The organism is Leifsonia sp. NPDC102414 (genome assembly GCF_044765685.1).
In the GTDB taxonomy this organism is placed as follows: Bacteria; Actinomycetota; Actinomycetes; order Actinomycetales; family Microbacteriaceae; genus Leifsonia.
In genome coordinates this window covers 1620451-1635179 of sequence record NZ_JBIWKN010000001.1, presented here as the reverse complement: position 1 = coordinate 1635179, position 14729 = coordinate 1620451, and the positions used below count along the sequence as shown (strand labels likewise).

Annotated in this window: 16 protein-coding genes; 11 read left to right on the top strand and 5 right to left on the bottom strand. The window is 69.2% G+C overall.

Annotation, left to right across the window (positions count from 1 at the left end):
- Window positions 1-44 precede the first annotated feature (44 nt).
- Both ACIRCZ_RS07820 and ACIRCZ_RS07815 read left to right on the top strand, forming a co-directional pair.
- Entirely contained in the window at window positions 45-170 is a 126-nt protein-coding gene (locus ACIRCZ_RS07820) for a hypothetical protein (protein ID WP_268765811.1), read from the top strand.
- Between the two features lie 105 nt (window positions 171-275).
- The gene (locus tag ACIRCZ_RS07815; RefSeq protein WP_402851394.1) at window positions 276-1253 is read left to right on the top strand and encodes a DMT family transporter; all 978 of its coding nucleotides are present in this window, start codon (window positions 276-278) and stop codon (window positions 1251-1253) included.
- Here the strand turns inward: ACIRCZ_RS07815 and ACIRCZ_RS07810 are convergent.
- Both ACIRCZ_RS07810 and msrB read right to left on the bottom strand, forming a co-directional pair.
- Complete coding sequence (locus tag ACIRCZ_RS07810; RefSeq protein ID WP_402851391.1) at window positions 1237-1788, bottom strand: nitroreductase family protein; 552 nt, start codon at window positions 1786-1788, stop codon at window positions 1237-1239. The two genes, ACIRCZ_RS07815 and ACIRCZ_RS07810, sit on opposite strands and share 17 nt — an antisense overlap.
- Before the next feature lie 2 nt (window positions 1789-1790).
- Window positions 1791-2192 carry a peptide-methionine (R)-S-oxide reductase MsrB gene (gene msrB, locus ACIRCZ_RS07805; protein WP_055895199.1) on the bottom strand — a complete coding sequence of 134 codons (402 nt, stop codon included), beginning with the start codon at window positions 2190-2192 and terminating at the stop codon, window positions 1791-1793.
- Window positions 2193-2361: 169 nt separating this feature from the next.
- Between msrB and ACIRCZ_RS07800 the strand changes: the two genes are divergently transcribed.
- The 5 genes from ACIRCZ_RS07800 (at window position 2362) to ACIRCZ_RS07780 (ending at window position 6625) form a co-directional block, all read left to right on the top strand.
- Window positions 2362-2655: a DUF3263 domain-containing protein gene (locus ACIRCZ_RS07800; RefSeq protein WP_055895200.1), complete on the top strand. Its 294-nt coding sequence runs from the start codon at window positions 2362-2364 to the stop codon at window positions 2653-2655.
- A gap of 14 nt (window positions 2656-2669) precedes the next feature.
- A complete protein-coding gene (locus ACIRCZ_RS07795; RefSeq protein ID WP_055895202.1) occupies window positions 2670-3218 on the top strand; it encodes a LytR C-terminal domain-containing protein in 549 nt (182 codons plus the stop codon).
- Window positions 3219-3392: 174 nt separating this feature from the next.
- Window positions 3393-3596, top strand: coding sequence for a cold-shock protein (locus tag ACIRCZ_RS07790; protein WP_055895205.1), 204 nt, complete (start codon window positions 3393-3395; stop codon window positions 3594-3596).
- 186 nt (window positions 3597-3782) lie between these two features.
- Window positions 3783-5402, top strand: a complete 1620-nt coding sequence (gene groL / locus ACIRCZ_RS07785) for a chaperonin GroEL (protein ID WP_055895208.1) — start codon at window positions 3783-3785, stop codon at window positions 5400-5402.
- A gap of 143 nt (window positions 5403-5545) precedes the next feature.
- Window positions 5546-6625: a hypothetical protein gene (locus ACIRCZ_RS07780; protein ID WP_402851384.1), complete on the top strand. Its 1080-nt coding sequence runs from the start codon at window positions 5546-5548 to the stop codon at window positions 6623-6625.
- Window positions 6626-6707: 82 nt separating this feature from the next.
- Here the strand turns inward: ACIRCZ_RS07780 and ACIRCZ_RS07775 are convergent, their stop codons facing one another.
- Complete coding sequence (locus tag ACIRCZ_RS07775) at window positions 6708-8408, bottom strand: sensor histidine kinase (RefSeq protein ID WP_402851381.1); 1701 nt, start codon at window positions 8406-8408, stop codon at window positions 6708-6710.
- Between the two features lie 53 nt (window positions 8409-8461).
- On the bottom strand, window positions 8462-9154 hold the full coding sequence (locus tag ACIRCZ_RS07770) for a response regulator transcription factor (protein ID WP_055895214.1): 693 nt from the start codon (window positions 9152-9154) through the stop codon (window positions 8462-8464).
- A 125-nt stretch (window positions 9155-9279) separates the two neighbouring features.
- On the opposite strand from ACIRCZ_RS07770, the gene ACIRCZ_RS07765 reads away from it, so the two are divergent.
- The 4 genes from ACIRCZ_RS07765 to ACIRCZ_RS07750 are packed head-to-tail and all read left to right on the top strand — an operon-like array spanning window position 9280 to window position 13032.
- A complete protein-coding gene (locus tag ACIRCZ_RS07765; protein WP_402851378.1) occupies window positions 9280-10524 on the top strand; it encodes an NAD(P)/FAD-dependent oxidoreductase in 1245 nt (414 codons plus the stop codon).
- Between the two features lies 1 nt (window position 10525).
- On the top strand, window positions 10526-11422 hold the full coding sequence (gene folP, locus ACIRCZ_RS07760) for a dihydropteroate synthase (protein ID WP_402851375.1): 897 nt from the start codon (window positions 10526-10528) through the stop codon (window positions 11420-11422).
- Window positions 11415-12170 (top strand): pyrimidine reductase family protein, encoded by a 756-nt coding sequence (locus ACIRCZ_RS07755; protein ID WP_402851372.1) that lies wholly within the window; start codon window positions 11415-11417, stop codon window positions 12168-12170. The genes folP and ACIRCZ_RS07755 overlap by 8 nt, the downstream gene beginning before the upstream one ends.
- The gene (locus ACIRCZ_RS07750) at window positions 12157-13032 is read left to right on the top strand and encodes an aminoglycoside phosphotransferase family protein (RefSeq protein ID WP_402851369.1); all 876 of its coding nucleotides are present in this window, start codon (window positions 12157-12159) and stop codon (window positions 13030-13032) included. Before ACIRCZ_RS07755 ends, ACIRCZ_RS07750 begins: the two co-directional genes overlap by 14 nt.
- A 27-nt stretch (window positions 13033-13059) precedes the next feature.
- On the opposite strand, the gene ACIRCZ_RS07745 is transcribed toward ACIRCZ_RS07750, so the two are convergent.
- Window positions 13060-14700 (bottom strand): DNA repair helicase XPB, encoded by a 1641-nt coding sequence (locus tag ACIRCZ_RS07745; protein ID WP_055895224.1) that lies wholly within the window; start codon window positions 14698-14700, stop codon window positions 13060-13062.
- Window positions 14701-14729 lie beyond the last annotated feature (29 nt).

The window sequence follows — 14729 nt, the reverse complement described above, 5'->3', positions numbered from 1 at the left end:
GCGCCCGCTATACGGCGTGACCCTGCTGGCGTACTGTGACGGACATGACAGACAAGAAGCCGGAAGACGACGACTACGACCTGTCCGTCGAGAAGGACGTGGCGCCCGAGGAGAACATCCCCTGGCTGCCGCATCCCACCCCGGCGGACGGCGACGCGCCGGCTCCCTGAGCGCGGCGTCCGCTGCGTCGCCGGCCAGGAAGGGTCGTGCCGACCGCCGTGCCGGCGCCTGGGCGCACGGCCGTTCCTGCGCACGCGTGCATCTAGGCTTGTTCGGTGAGTGCTGACAGGAGACGGGCCTTCCCCGTGTGGCTGGCCATCGTCTTCGCCGTCCTGTGCGGGGCGGGCGTCGCCCTGCAGTCCCGCGTCAACGGGGAGCTCGGCGCTCGCATCGGAGACGGCTTCACCGCCGCCGTCATCTCCTTCGGGTCCGGCCTGCTCATCCTGCTGGTCGCGCTCGCCATCGCACCGGCCGGCCGTCGCGGGCTCGGCAGGGTCGTCGGCGCCCTCCGCGGGGGAGAGCTGCGCTGGTGGTACGTCTGCGGCGGCGCCGCCGGTGCGTTCCTCGTGCTGTCGCAGGGGCTCACCGCCGCTGTGCTCGGCGTCGCGCTGTTCACGGTGTCGATCGTCGCCGGTCAGACCGTCAGCGGCCTCGTCCTCGACATGATCGGCATCGGCGCGGGAGGAAAACGGCCGCTCACCCCGGCGCGCGTCGTCGGCGCCGCCCTGGCGCTCGCGGCCGTCAGCTGGGCCGTCTCCTCGCAGTTCGGCGGCAGTGTCCCGCTCTGGATGATGGCGCTGCCGCTCATCGCCGGCCTCGGCGTCGGCTGGCAGCAGGCCGTCAATGGTCAGGTGCGCGTCGTCGCGGAGAGCGCGCTGACGGCCACCTTCATCAACTTCGTGGTGGGCACGAGCGTGCTGGCGGTCCTGATGGTCGTCCACTCGTCGATCGCCGGCTGGCCGACGTCGCTGCCCGCCGAGCCGTGGCTCTACGTCGGCGGAGCGATCGGCTGCGTCTTCATCGCAGGGGCGGCACTGTTGGTCCGGGTGCTCGGCGTGCTCGTGCTCGGACTCGCGACCGTGGCCGGACAGCTCCTCACCGCGCTGCTGCTCGATCTGCTCGCGCCGAGCTCCGCGCATCCCGTGGCGTTCTCGACGGTCGCCGGCACGCTGCTGGCGCTGGTCGCGGTCGCCGTGGCGAGCATCCGGTGGGGGAACGCCGCCAGAAGCGGGCAGGCTACGCGAGCGTCGTGAGGTAGCGCTCGGGGTCGACGGTCTTGCGGTGGCTCTCCTTCGAGCCGTCAGGGATGCCGCCGACGTAGAGCCAGCCGAGCAGGCGCTCGTTCTTCTTCAGACCGTGCATCTTGTGCACAGCCTTTGCTCTGGTCTGATGGCCGGTGCGCCAGATCACGCCCCAGCCGGCGTCGTGCAGCAGCAGGCTCAGGATGTGCGCCACCCCGGAGGCGACGGCGTCCTGCTCCCAGCCCGGCACCTTCTCGCTCTTGGTCCGCACGGAGACGATCGCCAGCAAGAGCGGCGCGCGCAGCGGCTTGGCCGCGATCTTCTCCGCGTCGGAGCCGGAGGCGCGCGCATCCTTCGCGAACGCGGCGCCCAGGCGGGAGCGCGCGTTTCCGCGGAGCTCGATCACGCGCCACGGGTGCAGGGAGCTGTGGTCAGCCACCCGTCCCGCCGCCGCGATCAGCGGCAGGAGCTGCTCGTGGGTCGGCGCCGCCTCCGTCACTCGCGAGTACGAGCGACGGGAGGCGACAGCGTCGACGAGCTTGGACACTCCTACTCGCCCTCGGTGAAGTTGAGGGAGAGCGAGTTCATGCAGTAGCGGTCGCCGGTCGGGGTGCCGAAGCCGTCGTCGAAGACGTGGCCGAGGTGCGACCCGCAGTTCGCGCAGCGGACCTCGGTGCGGACCATTCCGAGGCTGTTGTCCTCGAGGAGCTGGACGGCGTCCGGGCGGACCGACTCGTAGAAACTCGGCCAGCCGCATCCGGAGTCGAACTTGGTGCCCGACTTGAAGAGCTCCGCTCCACAGGCGGCGCAGGTGTAGAGGCCTGCGCGGCTCTCGTCGAGCAGCTCGCCCGTCCACGGCCGCTCGGTGCCCGCCTCGCGCAGCACGGCGTACTGCTCCGGGCTGAGCTCTGTGCGCCACTCGTCTTCGCTCTTGGCGACGTTGTACTCCATGCGTGTTCCTTTCGTCGTTCTCAACACTAAACGGATGCGGGGCCGCGCCTGTTCCCTGTTTCGTCCCGCGAACCGCCGCGCGGCGGAAGGCCAACACACAGAAAGCCGCAAATAGGATGAACCGCGAACGCACCAGCGACGCACGACCGACAGGAATGAAGGGACCAGGGTGGCGAACGCGGCAGACGACCGGGCATCCATCCAACGTCCTGACGGCCTGAGCGAGCGGGACGTCGCCATCATCGCGTTCGAGCGGCAGTGGTGGCGGCACGCCGGCGCCAAGGAGCAGGCCATCCGCGAGGAGTTCGGTCTGTCCGCGGCACGGTACTATCAGCTGCTCGGTGCACTGATCGACCAGCCGGCCGCTCTGCAGCACGACCCCATGCTCGTCAAGCGCCTGCTCAGACTGCGCGAGGCGAGAATGGCCGCCAGAAGCTCCCGGACGCTCGCGTCCGACGACTGAGGACCCTCGACACGATGGCTGAGAAGTACCCCAAGGACCGGTTCGACGCGATTCCGGACGACCTGAACCGCGTCGGAGCCCACCGCGCACCCCGCGCGAAGGGACGAGGCTGGATCGGCTTCGGCTGGGCGGCACTCGCCACCGTCGTGCTGATCGGAGCCGGCGTCTTCGGACTGTCGCTCGTCAACGGCAGCATCTCCTTCCACGGCACGCCGGGTACCAGCTCCGCGTCGAAGACGCCGACGCCGTCTCCGACGCCGACCATCGTGCCGACCATCGACCCCGCCCTCACGGTGAACGTGCTCAACGGCACTCCGACCGAGGGCCTCGCACAGGCCGCAGGCACCAAGCTGACAGCCGCCGGCATCAAGGTCGGCGCCCTCGCGAATGCGGACAAGACCGACCTCACCCAGACCGTCGTCTATTACTCGGATGCGAAGAACGCCGGGGCCGCCCTCGGCGTCGCCCAGGCGCTCCCCGGCGCCACGACGGCGGAGACCCAGGACTACGCCGCGACCGGGGCTGATATCACAGTGGTGCTGGGAAGCAACTTCACGGGCTGACCTTTTCGGTGCGTCCCGTATTGTTTCGGGCTTGTTTAACTTCTAACGGTTTCCGGTCATTTCCTGTCTTTTTCGCGAAATAGCTGGTGATTGCATGCATTGAAAGCATTAGTATCTGGATTCAACGCGCCGGTGATGGGCCGTCGCTACGAAACACAGCAATAGGAGTAATGCATGGCGAACGGAACCGTGAAGTGGTTCAACGCTGAAAAGGGCTACGGATTCATCACCGTCGACGACGGGGGACAGGACGTGTTCGTCCACTACTCCGCCATCGACATGAACGGCTACAAGGTCCTCGAAGAGGGTCAGCAGGTCGTATTCGAAGTCGGCAGCGGACAGAAGGGCCCGCAGGCTGAGTCGGTGCGTCCGGCGTAGCACGCAGCAACCAACCTGGTGGAGCGCCGTCCCGAATGGGGCGGCGCTCTCGTGCGTCCGCCCCCAGCGTGACGTCTCGTCTTGCACTCGACGGGCACGAGTGCCAGAATCGCTTTAGCACTCCATCTGATCGAGTGCTAACCGTTCGCATCTTTCGCAGACGTCCGGGAGGGACGAGAAACAACCATGGCAAAGATCATTGCTTTCGACGAGGACGCCCGCCGCGGCCTTGAGCGCGGCCTCAACATCCTGGCCGACACCGTCAAGGTGACGCTTGGCCCGCGCGGCCGCAACGTCGTTCTCGAGAAGAAGTGGGGAGCCCCCACGATCACCAACGACGGCGTCTCCATCGCGAAGGAGATCGAGCTCGACGACCCGTTCGAGAAGATCGGCGCGGAGCTCGTCAAGGAGGTCGCCAAGAAGACCGACGACGTCGCGGGTGACGGAACCACCACCGCGACCGTTCTCGCTCAGGCGCTCGTCAAGGAGGGCCTCCGCAACGTGGCCGCCGGCGCAGACCCCATCACCCTGAAGCGTGGAATCGAGAAGGCCGTCAAGGCCGTCACCGAGGAGCTCATCGCGAGCGCCAAGGAGGTCGAGACCAAGGAGGAGATCGCTGCGACCGCATCCATCTCCGCCGGAGACACCACCATCGGCGACATCATCGCCGAGGCGATCGACAAGGTCGGCAAGGAGGGCGTCGTCACCGTCGAGGAGTCGAACACCTTCGGCACCGAGCTCGAGCTGACCGAGGGCATGCGCTTCGACAAGGGCTACCTGTCGCAGTACTTCGTCACCGACCAGGACCGCCAGGAGGCGGTGTTCGAGGACCCGTACATCCTCATCGCCAACCAGAAGATCTCGAACATCAAGGATCTGCTGCCGATCGTCGACAAGGTGATCCAGGCCAACAAGCAGCTCCTGATCATCGCCGAGGACGTCGACGGCGAGGCCCTGGCCACGCTGATCGTCAACAAGATCCGCGGCATCTTCAAGTCGGTCGCCGTCAAGGCTCCCGGCTTCGGCGACCGCCGCAAGGCGCAGCTGCAGGACATCGCCATCCTCACCGGTGGCCAGGTCATCTCCGAGGAGGTCGGCCTCAAGCTCGAGAACGTCACCCTCGACCTGCTCGGTCAGGCACGCAAGGTCGTCATCACCAAGGATGAGACCACCATCGTCGAGGGTGCAGGCGACCCGGAGGCCATCGCGGGCCGCGTCGCTCAGATCCGCAACGAGATCGACAACACCGACAGCGACTACGACCGTGAGAAGCTGCAGGAGCGCCTGGCGAAGCTCGCCGGCGGTGTCGCGGTCATCAAGGCCGGCGCTGCAACCGAGGTGGAGCTCAAGGAGCGCAAGCACCGCATCGAGGACGCCGTCCGCAACGCGAAGGCTGCCGTCGAAGAGGGCATCGTCGCCGGTGGTGGCGTGGCCCTCATCCAGGCAGGCAAGACCGCTTTCGAGAAGCTCGAGCTCACGGGTGACGAGGCCACTGGCGCCAACATCGTCCGCGTCGCCATCGAGGCTCCGCTGAAGCAGATCGCGATCAACGCAGGCCTCGAGGCCGGCGTCGTGGTCGAGAAGGTCCGCAACCTCCCGGTCGGCCACGGCCTCAACGCCGCGACCGGCGAGTACGTCGACATGCTGGCCTCCGGCATCAACGACCCGGTGAAGGTCACCCGCTCGGCTCTGCAGAACGCAGCGTCGATCGCTGGGCTGTTCCTCACCACCGAGGCCGTCGTCGCCGACAAGCCGGAGAAGAATGCTGCTCCGGTCGGCGACCCGACCGGTGGCATGGACTTCTAAGTCCTAACGCATCGCGAAGAGGGCGTCTCCCACACGGGAGGCGCCCTCTTTCGTCGTTACCGAACCGTCACGCGCACCAGCTGGCTGCGGGATGCGGCGTGCGCTTGACTGTGGGAGCACTCAGACGTACTTCGGGGGGAATCATGCGGGGGATCACACGGTCGCGAGCAGTACTGGTGGTCGGCGGGGCGACGGCGCTGGCGGCGTTGCTGTCCGGCTGCGTCAGCGCTCCGGCGCCTGCTCCGGGGGCCAGCGGCTCCGCGACGGCATCGGCGACGCCGACAGGGACGCAGGCGGTCGCCGCGACGGCGTGTGACACTATGACGACTCCGGACGCCGTCCGCGCCCTGGTGGGCGGATCCGGCGAGCCGCAGACGTTCATCGACCTGCAGCCGGGAGACGCAGACTCCGGTCCATGGCCCATTCTGGCCGCCAACGGCTCGTACTGCGCCTGGGGCGGCCTGGGGCCGTTGCGCTTCGATCATCAGCAGGACCCGTCCGTGGTCGTGCAGACGCTGCCGCACGCGCGCAACGCGTGGCAGCAGCTCGTGGACGAGGCCACGCCCGCACCGGGCGCCGCATACACCGGTGGCGAGGCGCGAGGCGGGAACTGCCAGGCGACGACCTGCAGCACGAACGTCCTCGTGGGAGACACCTGGCTCGCCGTCACGGCGACGTCCGCCACGGCCCTCGCTGAGCCGACCTTCCATGCCGCCGTTCAGGGGATGGTCACCGCGCTCGGTAAGGCGCCGGTCCCGTCCGCTCCGCCGAAGCTCGCGAGCCGGCCGGCGTGCGACGATGCGGGGATCGTCGCCGCGCTCGGCACGGCGTACGGGCTCACGACCGTACATCCGTCGGCCGCGAACCCGCCTCCATTCTCCGTGCGGGAGGCTGCCAACCGACTCGACAGCGCATTCCGCTGCGATTACCGGGCGGCCGACACCGAGGCGCCGAGGTGGGCGGTGGAGATCACCGGGCTCAGCAACGCCGCGACCGTCTTCACCGCCGCAGCCACCGCGTCCCCGGACGTGACGACGCGCTCGCCGCTCACCATCGACGGCGTGACCGGCGAGGCGGCGACGTGGAGCTTCCAGACCGAGGACTCGTGGATGACCGTCGTCGACGTCCTCCACGACGGCTCCTGGCTCCAGGTCCTCGCCTGGGGCAAGCCGAACCAGGCGGCGGCGACGCAGATCGCGCAGAAGCTGCTCTCACCATACTGAGCGCACGGGGTAGCGCACGGCGGCAGCGCACGGCGGTAGAGCGCGCTGCGGCACGGCGCTAGGCAGCCGAGTTCCCCGCAGACTAGGCGGCGGCAGGGGCCGTCGACGGGGCGAGCGGCAGGGAGACACGGAAGGTGGCGCCGCCGCCGTCCGTCTCCACGACCTCGACGCTGCCGTGGTGCGCCGCGACGATCGATGACACGATGGCGAGGCCGAGGCCGCTGCCACCCGTCTCGCGGGCGCGGGAGGTGTCCGCGCGCCAGAAGCGCTGGAAGATCTTCTCCCTGATCTGCGGCGGGATGCCGTCGCCGTGGTCGCGCACCTCGAGGATGGCACGGCCGGTCTGGTGGTTCACCTGCACCATGATCTCGATGGGGGTGCCGTCCGCCGTGTAGCGGAGGGCGTTGCCCATCAGGTTCGTGACCACCTGGCGCAGCTTGTTCTCCTCGGCCAGCACGATCGCGGGCTCTGCGGCGACGGGCTGGTGCAGCACCACCTTCTCCGCCGTGGTCACCAGCGTCGGCTCCGTGCCGCCGGGGCGGCGGGCGCGTCCGCGGCGCAGGCGCGCGAGCGTCGCCCCGGCGAACGCGATCGGCCCCGTTGCGTTGCTGACCCGCGCCGACTGGTCCTGGATGGGCATCGGCACCGTGTCGACGCCGGGCTCCTCTGGGCCGAACTCGGGGGCGGCGATCGCCTCGGGGGTGATCACGGTGACGACGCGGCCGGGGGAGCCGGCCATCGCATCCATCGCCGCGTCCTGGGCGATCCGCACCAGGTCGACCGGATGCAGGTTCAGCGGCTTGGTCTCGTCGAGCCGTGCCAGCTCCAGGAGGTCCTCGACGAGGCCGCCCATCCGGATGGCCTCCTTCTCGATCCTGTCCATCGCCTGCGCGACGTCCTCCGGCGTCTGCAGGGCGCCCATCCGGTACAGCTCGGCGTAGCCGCGCACCGAGACGAGCGGGGTGCGCAGCTCGTGGCTGGCGTCGCCGACGAAGCGGCGCATCTGATCGATGGTTCTGGCGCGGTCGTTGAAGGCCCTGTCGATGCGGTTCAGCATCGTGTTGAGCGAGCGGTTGAGGCGGCCGACCTCGGTGTTCGGGGTGGCTCCGCCGAGGCGCTGGCTGAAGTCGCCGTCCGCGATGGCGGCAGCCGTCTGCTCCACCTCGCGCAACGGAGAGAACGTGGTGGTCACGAGCATCCGGGTGAGGCCGGCGCCCACGATGATGACGATCACGCCGAAGCCGAGGAAGATCGCGAGGAAGCTCGCCATCACCGTGTCGATCTGCGACGTGGTGGTGGCCACGATCGCCGTGCCGAGGGCGCCGGGCGGGTTGGTCAGCGTGACCGTCGTCGCCAGAGCGCGGAAGGTGGTGTGCCCGTCATTGCTGAGCAGCGGATAGCCGCCGGGCGGCAGCAACTTGCTGCCGGGCACGGTCAGCGTTGCTGGGACGGCCGGCCGGTGCGCCTCCGGGATGTTCCCCCAGTTCGACTTCACCAGCTTGCCGTCCGCGTCGTACAGCGCCGCGAAGTAGTCCGACGGGCTCGCGTCCGTCGCGATCTTCTCGCTGTCTGCGGACGTGCCGTAGAGGTAGGTGTTCAGGTAGCTTCCGCCGGACGCGGCCGAGAGCTGCGCATCCAACTGATCGAGCAGCACCGGTTTCAGCATCGACATGGTGCCGATTCCGGTCACCAGCAGCCCGAGAGTCAGCATCAGCACGGTCACGCCGGTGATCTTGGTGCGCAAAGAGATCGCGTTCCATCGATCGAGTAAGCGTGTGTGCATGAGGCCGCCAGTTTACGCAGCCGAAGCTGTGCCGGGCATGTGCAGGAGGCTGGTCAGACCTTTGCGGCCTTCAGCATGTAGCCGAACCCGCGCTTGGTCTGGATGAGCGGCTCGCTGGAGTGCGCATCCACCTTGCGGCGCAGGTAGGAGATGTACGACTCGACGATGCCGGCGTCGCCGTTGAAGTCGTACTCCCAGACGTGGTCGAGGATCTGCGCCTTCGACAGCACGCGGTTGGGGTTGAGCATGAGGTAGCGCAGCAGCTTGAACTCGGTGGGGCTCAGCTCGATGGCGGTGTCGCCGACGAAGACCTCGTGAGTGTCCTGGTCCATCGTCAGCTCGCCGGCGCGGATGACCGCGTCCTCGTCCGCCTGCATCGTGCGGCGCAGGATGGCCTTGATGCGGGCGACGATCTCGTCGAGGCTGAACGGCTTGGTGACGTAGTCGTCCCCGCCGACGGTGAGGCCGGTGATCTTGTCCTCTGTGTCGTCCTTGGCCGTGAGGAACAGGATCGGGGCGGTGTACCCGGCGCCGCGGAGGCGCTTGGTCACGCCGAAGCCGTTCATGTCGGGGAGCATCACGTCGAGGATGATGAGGTCTGGCTCCTCTTCGAGGACCGCGGAGATGGCCTGGGCGCCATTGCCGACCGCGCGCACGGCGAACCCGGCGAAGCGGAGGCTGGTGGTGAGCAGGTCGCGGATGTTGGGCTCGTCGTCGACGATCAGGATGCGAGGTCCGGCGTTCATGGCATCTAGTATCTGCGCGTTGGCTGAATCCAACCTGTGAGCGCACGGTGTGGGATTGGTGTGAGGGTCTGGCGGCCGCCGTGGGAACAGTGGATGCTGGGAAAAGCCGTCGCGAGGAGGACACCATGTCGAAGCCCACCGTCGTCATCGCCGGAGCAGGACTGGCCGGAGCCACGGTCGCCACCGAGCTGCGCGAGCGCGGTTTCGACGGGCGCATCCTGCTGTTCGGCGCCGAACAGCACCACCCGTACATCCGGCCGCCGCTGTCCAAGGAGTTCCTGAAAGGCGAGGCCGAGCGCTCGGCGGGGGACGTGCATCCTGAGGCCTGGTACGCAGACAACGCGGTGGAGTTCCTGCCGGACTCGGTGGCGAGCTCGTTCGACCCTGCCGCGCACGAGCTGTTCCTCGACGGCGGCGCGCGGATCACGTTCGACAGCCTGGTGCTCGCGACGGGAGCGAGCCCGAGGCGGCTGAGCGTGCCGGGTGCTGGCCACGGCGCGGTGTTCACGCTGCGGACGATCGAGGACAGCGAGTGGCTGCGCTCGGCGCTCGAGGTCGGCGGAAGGCGCGTCGTGGTGGTCGGCTCCGGCTGGATTGGACTGGAAGTGGCTGCGGCCGCGCGCGGCTACGGCAACGACGTGACAGTCGTCGGCAGCTCGGCCGTTCCGCTCAGCTCCGCCATCGGGCCGGAGCTCGGCCGCGTGTTCGAGCGGCTGCACACCGACAACGGCGTTTCATTCCGCAATGCGGCGTCTGTGGTCGCCATCGACGGGGACGACGACGGGCCGCGCGAGGTCGTCACTGGCACAGGAGTCGTCACCGGCACAGGGGAGCGCATCCCCGCCGATCTGGTGGTGGTCGGCGTCGGGGCGATCCCGAACACGGCCATCGCAGAACGCTCCGGGCTCTCCATCGACAACGGCGTGCCGACCGACCAGGGGATGCGCACGGTCGCCGAGGACGTGTACGCCGTGGGAGACCTGGCCAACCCCTTCCTGCCCGTGATCGGCAGGCACCTGCGCAACGAGCACTGGGCGAACGCCATCGCCGGAGGCACGGTCGCCGCGCGCAGCATCCTGGGCGAGTCGGCGAGCTACGACGACATCCCGTACTTCTACTCCGACCAATACGATCTGGGCATGGAGTATTCGGGTTACGGGCCGCTGGCGGCGGATGCCAGGGTGGTCTACCGCGGCGATGTCGACGCGCGCGAGTTCGTGGCGTTCTGGCTGCGCAACGAGCGCGTGGTTGCCGGGATGAACGTCAACGTCTGGGATGTGAACGACCAGGTGCAGCGGCTCATCCGTTCCGGCGAGCGCGTTGACGAGCGCCGTCTCACCGACGAGAGCGTGGACCTTGCCTCGCTCTGACATGTACCTGCCACCGCTCCGCATCCCCGTCCGCACTATCGGCGCCCGCACCTTCGACTTCTCCCGCCGCGTCGCCGTGATGGCCGTCGTCAATCGCACTCCGGACTCGTTCTTCGACCAGGGCAGGACGTTCGCCCTCGGCAAGGCAGTGCAGGCGAGCTTCCGCGCCGTCGAGCTCGGCGCCGACTGGGTGGACATCGGCGGCGCCCCGTTCGCGCCAGGAGACCCGATCCCGGTGGAGGCGGAGGCCGACAGGGTCGTGCCGGTGGTCGCGGAGCTGCGCGCAGGGTCGGACGTGGTCATCTCCGTCGACACCTTCCACGCCGAGGTCGCGCGCCGCGCCATCGCCGCCGGCGCCACGGTCGTCAACGACACCACCGGCCTCAGCGACCCCGACCTGGTCTCCGTGGTCGCCGACAGCGACGCGACCCTCGTCATCACGCACAGCCTCGCCGCCCCTCGCACGTTCTATCCGAGGCCGCACTACGACGACATCGCCGCCGAGATCGCCGCCTTCCTGCTCGGCAGGGTGGAGCTGGCGCTCGCCGCAGGCATCCCGGAGGAGCGGATCATCGTCGACCCTGGCCACGACCTCAACAAGAACACGCTGCAATCGCTCGAGCTGACCAGGCGGCTGCGCGAAATCGCCGACCTCGGCTTTCCGACGCTCGCCGCCGTCTCCAACAAAGACTTCATCGGCGAAACCCTGGATGCGCCCCGCGCCGAACGCTTCGAAGGCTCGCTCGCCGCCGCCGTGGTCTCGATCGTGAACGGCGCCCGCATCATCCGGATGCACGATGTGGCCGCCTCCGTCGCCGCCACCAGGATGACGGAGGCGATCCTGGGCCTGCGCGAGCCCGCATACCTGAAGCACAACATGGGAGACGTGAATGACTGACACGGCCATCGCCAGGGTCTACCCGCTGCCGGCTGAGGAGGGACTCGGCGACGAGGACCTTGCCGCCCTCTACAGCGACGGTGCAGGCGACCTGCCGTGGCTGCGCGTCAACTTCGTCAGCAGCGTCGACGGCGCTGCCACGCACGGCGGCCTCTCCGGCGGGCTGTCCGACGACGCGGACAAGCGCGTGTTCGCCATCCTGCGCCGCCTCTGCGACGTGGTCGTGGTCGGAGCGGGCACGGTGCGCGCGGAGGGCTACGCGGCGATGCGGGTCGACGAGGCCTCCGAGCGCTGGCGCGCCGAGCACGGCCGCACCGCGCATCCGGTGTTCGCCATCGTCTCCGCGAGCCTCGACCTCGACCCGGCCAGCCCGATCTTCCGCGATGCTCCCGTGCGGCCGATCGTGCTCACCACCGAACGCTCGCGCGAGGACACCCGCGAGGCCCTCTCCGAGGTGGCGGACGTGGTGGTCTGCGGCCGCGACAGGGTGGAGGTGGATGTGCTGGTGCAGGTGCTGAACGAGCGAGGCCTTGGCCGCATCCACTGCGAGGGTGGGCCGCACCTGTTCGGCGACCTGATCGCATCCGGGGAGCTGGACGAGCTGTGCCTGACGATCAGCCCTCGGCTGGAAGCAGGGGTCGCCACCCGCATCTCGTCCGGGGCGTCGCCCATCGTTCCGGTCGGGCTGCGGCTCGCTCACACGCTGGTCTCCGGCGACACGCTGCTGCTGCGCTATGTCCGGCGCTGAGCCGCCCGCGATCGACGCCGACCTCGCGCGACGGCTGGTCGACAGTCAATTCCCTGCCTGGTCCGGGCTGCCGATCCGGGCGGTGGAGCTGGACGGCTGGGACAATCGGACCTTCCGGCTGGGGGATGCGCTGAGCATCCGGATGCCGAGCGGGCCGTGGTACGCCGAGCAGGTCGCCAAGGAGCAGGCCTGGCTGCCGAGGCTCGCCCCGCTGCTTCCGGTCCCCATCCCGTCGCCGGTGGCGGCAGGGGCGCCGGCGTTCGGCTACCCGTATGCGTGGTCGGTGTACCGCTGGCTCGACGGACGCCCCGCCGCGCTGGACGGCATCGGCGACCCCGTGGCGTTCGCGGAGGCGGTGGCGTCGTTCCTGGTCGCGCTGCGGGCGTGCCCGACCGACGGCGCGCCACGCCCCGGGCGACACAACTTCTTCCGCGGCGACCCGCCCGCCGTCTACGGAGACGAGACGCGCTCCGCCATCTCTGCGCTCGCCGCCTCCGGTGACCCACTCGACCTGGATGCGGCCGCGCGCGTCTGGGCAGAGGCCGAGGACGCGACGTGGCTGGGCGAGCCGGTCTGGTTTCACGGCGACATCGCGGTCGGCAACCTGCTGATGCTGGACGGCCGGCTCGCCGCGGTGATCGACTTCGGCACGTCGGGCGTCGGCGACCCCGCCTGCGACCTGGCACTCGCCTGGACGACGCTCGACGGCGAGGCGCGGGAGGCCTACCGCAGTGTGCTCGGCGCCGACGACGCGATGTGGGCGCGCGGGAAGGGCTGGGCGCTGTGGAAGGCGCTCATCACGCTGCGCGACGACCCGCGGAATGCTGGGGCGCGGGTGACGGCGGAGCGGGTGCTGGGCTGAGCCGGGCTGAGCTGGGCTGAGGCTGTCCTACGCGGCCAGGGCGTGCGCATCCAGGATCGTGTACGAGTAGCCCTGCTCCGCGAGGAAGCGCTGCCGGTTCTGCGCGAAGTCCTGGTCGACGGTGTCGCGCGAGACGAGCGTGTAGAAGTTCGCGGACAGCCCGGACTCCTTCGGGCGGAGCAGGCGACCGAGGCGCTGGGCCTCCTCCTGGCGGGAGCCGTACGAGCCCGACACCTGGATGGCGACCGTCGCCTCTGGCAGGTCGACCGAGAAGTTCGCGACCTTGCTGACCACGAGCACCTCCGTCGTACCCTCCCGGAACTCCTGGTAGAGACGCTCGCGCTCGTCCACCGGGGTCGCTCCCGTGAGGGACGGCGCATCCAGGGCCTCGGCGAGCTCGTCGATCTGGTCGAGGTACTGGCCGATGACGAGGATGCGCTCGCCCTGGTGCCGTGCGACCAGCTGGCGCACCACATCCAGTTTGGCCGGCGCCGTGGCTGCCAGCCGGTAGCGCTCGTCGTCGGCCGCTGCCGCGTAGCTGAGGCGGTCGGACGCGGGCAGGTCGATGCGCACCTCGTAGCAGGCGGCGGGGGAGATGAAGCCCTGCGCCTCGATCTCCTTCCACGGGGCATCGAACCGCTTCGGGCCGATGAGGCTGAACACGTCGCCCTCCCTGCCGTCCTCGCGGACCAGGGTGGCGGTGAGGCCGAGGCGGCGGCGGGCCTGCAGTTCGGCGGTGAGCTTGAACACCGGTGCAGGCAGCAGGTGCACCTCGTCGTAGACCACGAGGCCCCAGTCCATCGCGTCGAGCAGCGCCAGGTGCGCGTACTCGCCCTTCCGCTTGGCGGTGAGGATCTGGTACGTGGCGATGGTCACCGGCTTGACCTCTTTGACCTGGCCGGAGTATTCGCCGATCTCCGCGGCCGTGAGCGTCGTGCGCTTCAGCAGCTCGTCGCGCCACTGGCGGGCGGAGACGGTGTTGGTCACCAGGATGAGCGTCGTGGTCTTGGCGGTCGCCATCGCGCCGGCGCCTACCAGGGTCTTGCCAGCGCCGCAGGGCAGCACCACCACACCGGAGCCGCCGTCGAAGAAGTTGTCCACCGCCTTGTGCTGGTAGTCGCGCAGCTTCCAGCCGTCCTCCACCAGGTCGATGGGATGCGGTGTGCCCGGCGTGTATCCCGCGAGGTCTTCTGCCGGCCAGCCGAGCTTCACCAGCTCCTGCTTGAGCTGACCGCGCGCCCACGCCTCCACGACGAAGGTCGACTCGTCCCGTCGCTCGAGCAGCAGCGGGGCGATCCGCTTCGCGCCCGCGACCTCGGTGAGCACCGGCAGGTCGGTCGAGCGCAGCAGCAGCACGCCGTCGTCGTCGCGCTCGATCACGAGCCGTCCGTAGCGGGCGACGGTCTCCGCCATGTCGACGGACACGGTCTGCGGAATCGGGAACTTCGAGTACCGCTCCAGCGTGCCGAGCATGTCCTGCGCGGTGTGCCCTGCCGCCCGCGCGTTCCACAGTCCGAGCCGGGTGATCCGGTAGGTGTGGATGTGCTCTGGCGCGCGTTCGAGCTCCGCGAACACGGCGAGGTCGTGCCGTGCGTCTTCGGCCGACGGATGCGCGACCTCCAGCAGCACGGTGCGGTCGCTCTGGACGATCAGGGGGCCATCTGACATAACCGCTGAGTCTACGCCCGCTTTCTCTG

Coding starts and splice junctions, on each gene's coding strand:
- ACIRCZ_RS07775 (WP_402851381.1), bottom strand. CDS start 8,408: ATGCACACACGCTTACTCGATCGATGGAACGCGATCTCTTTGCGCACC.
- ACIRCZ_RS07745 (WP_055895224.1), bottom strand. CDS start 14,700: ATGTCAGATGGCCCCCTGATCGTCCAGAGCGACCGCACCGTGCTGCTG.
- ACIRCZ_RS07790 (WP_055895205.1), top strand. CDS start 3,393: ATGGCGAACGGAACCGTGAAGTGGTTCAACGCTGAAAAGGGCTACGGA.
- msrB (WP_055895199.1), bottom strand. CDS start 2,192: ATGGAGTACAACGTCGCCAAGAGCGAAGACGAGTGGCGCACAGAGCTC.
- folP (WP_402851375.1), top strand. CDS start 10,526: ATGTACCTGCCACCGCTCCGCATCCCCGTCCGCACTATCGGCGCCCGC.
- groL (WP_055895208.1), top strand. CDS start 3,783: ATGGCAAAGATCATTGCTTTCGACGAGGACGCCCGCCGCGGCCTTGAG.
- ACIRCZ_RS07765 (WP_402851378.1), top strand. CDS start 9,280: ATGTCGAAGCCCACCGTCGTCATCGCCGGAGCAGGACTGGCCGGAGCC.
- ACIRCZ_RS07770 (WP_055895214.1), bottom strand. CDS start 9,154: ATGAACGCCGGACCTCGCATCCTGATCGTCGACGACGAGCCCAACATC.
- ACIRCZ_RS07795 (WP_055895202.1), top strand. CDS start 2,670: ATGGCTGAGAAGTACCCCAAGGACCGGTTCGACGCGATTCCGGACGAC.
- ACIRCZ_RS07755 (WP_402851372.1), top strand. CDS start 11,415: ATGACTGACACGGCCATCGCCAGGGTCTACCCGCTGCCGGCTGAGGAG.
- ACIRCZ_RS07820 (WP_268765811.1), top strand. CDS start 45: ATGACAGACAAGAAGCCGGAAGACGACGACTACGACCTGTCCGTCGAG.
- ACIRCZ_RS07750 (WP_402851369.1), top strand. CDS start 12,157: ATGTCCGGCGCTGAGCCGCCCGCGATCGACGCCGACCTCGCGCGACGG.
- ACIRCZ_RS07780 (WP_402851384.1), top strand. CDS start 5,546: ATGCGGGGGATCACACGGTCGCGAGCAGTACTGGTGGTCGGCGGGGCG.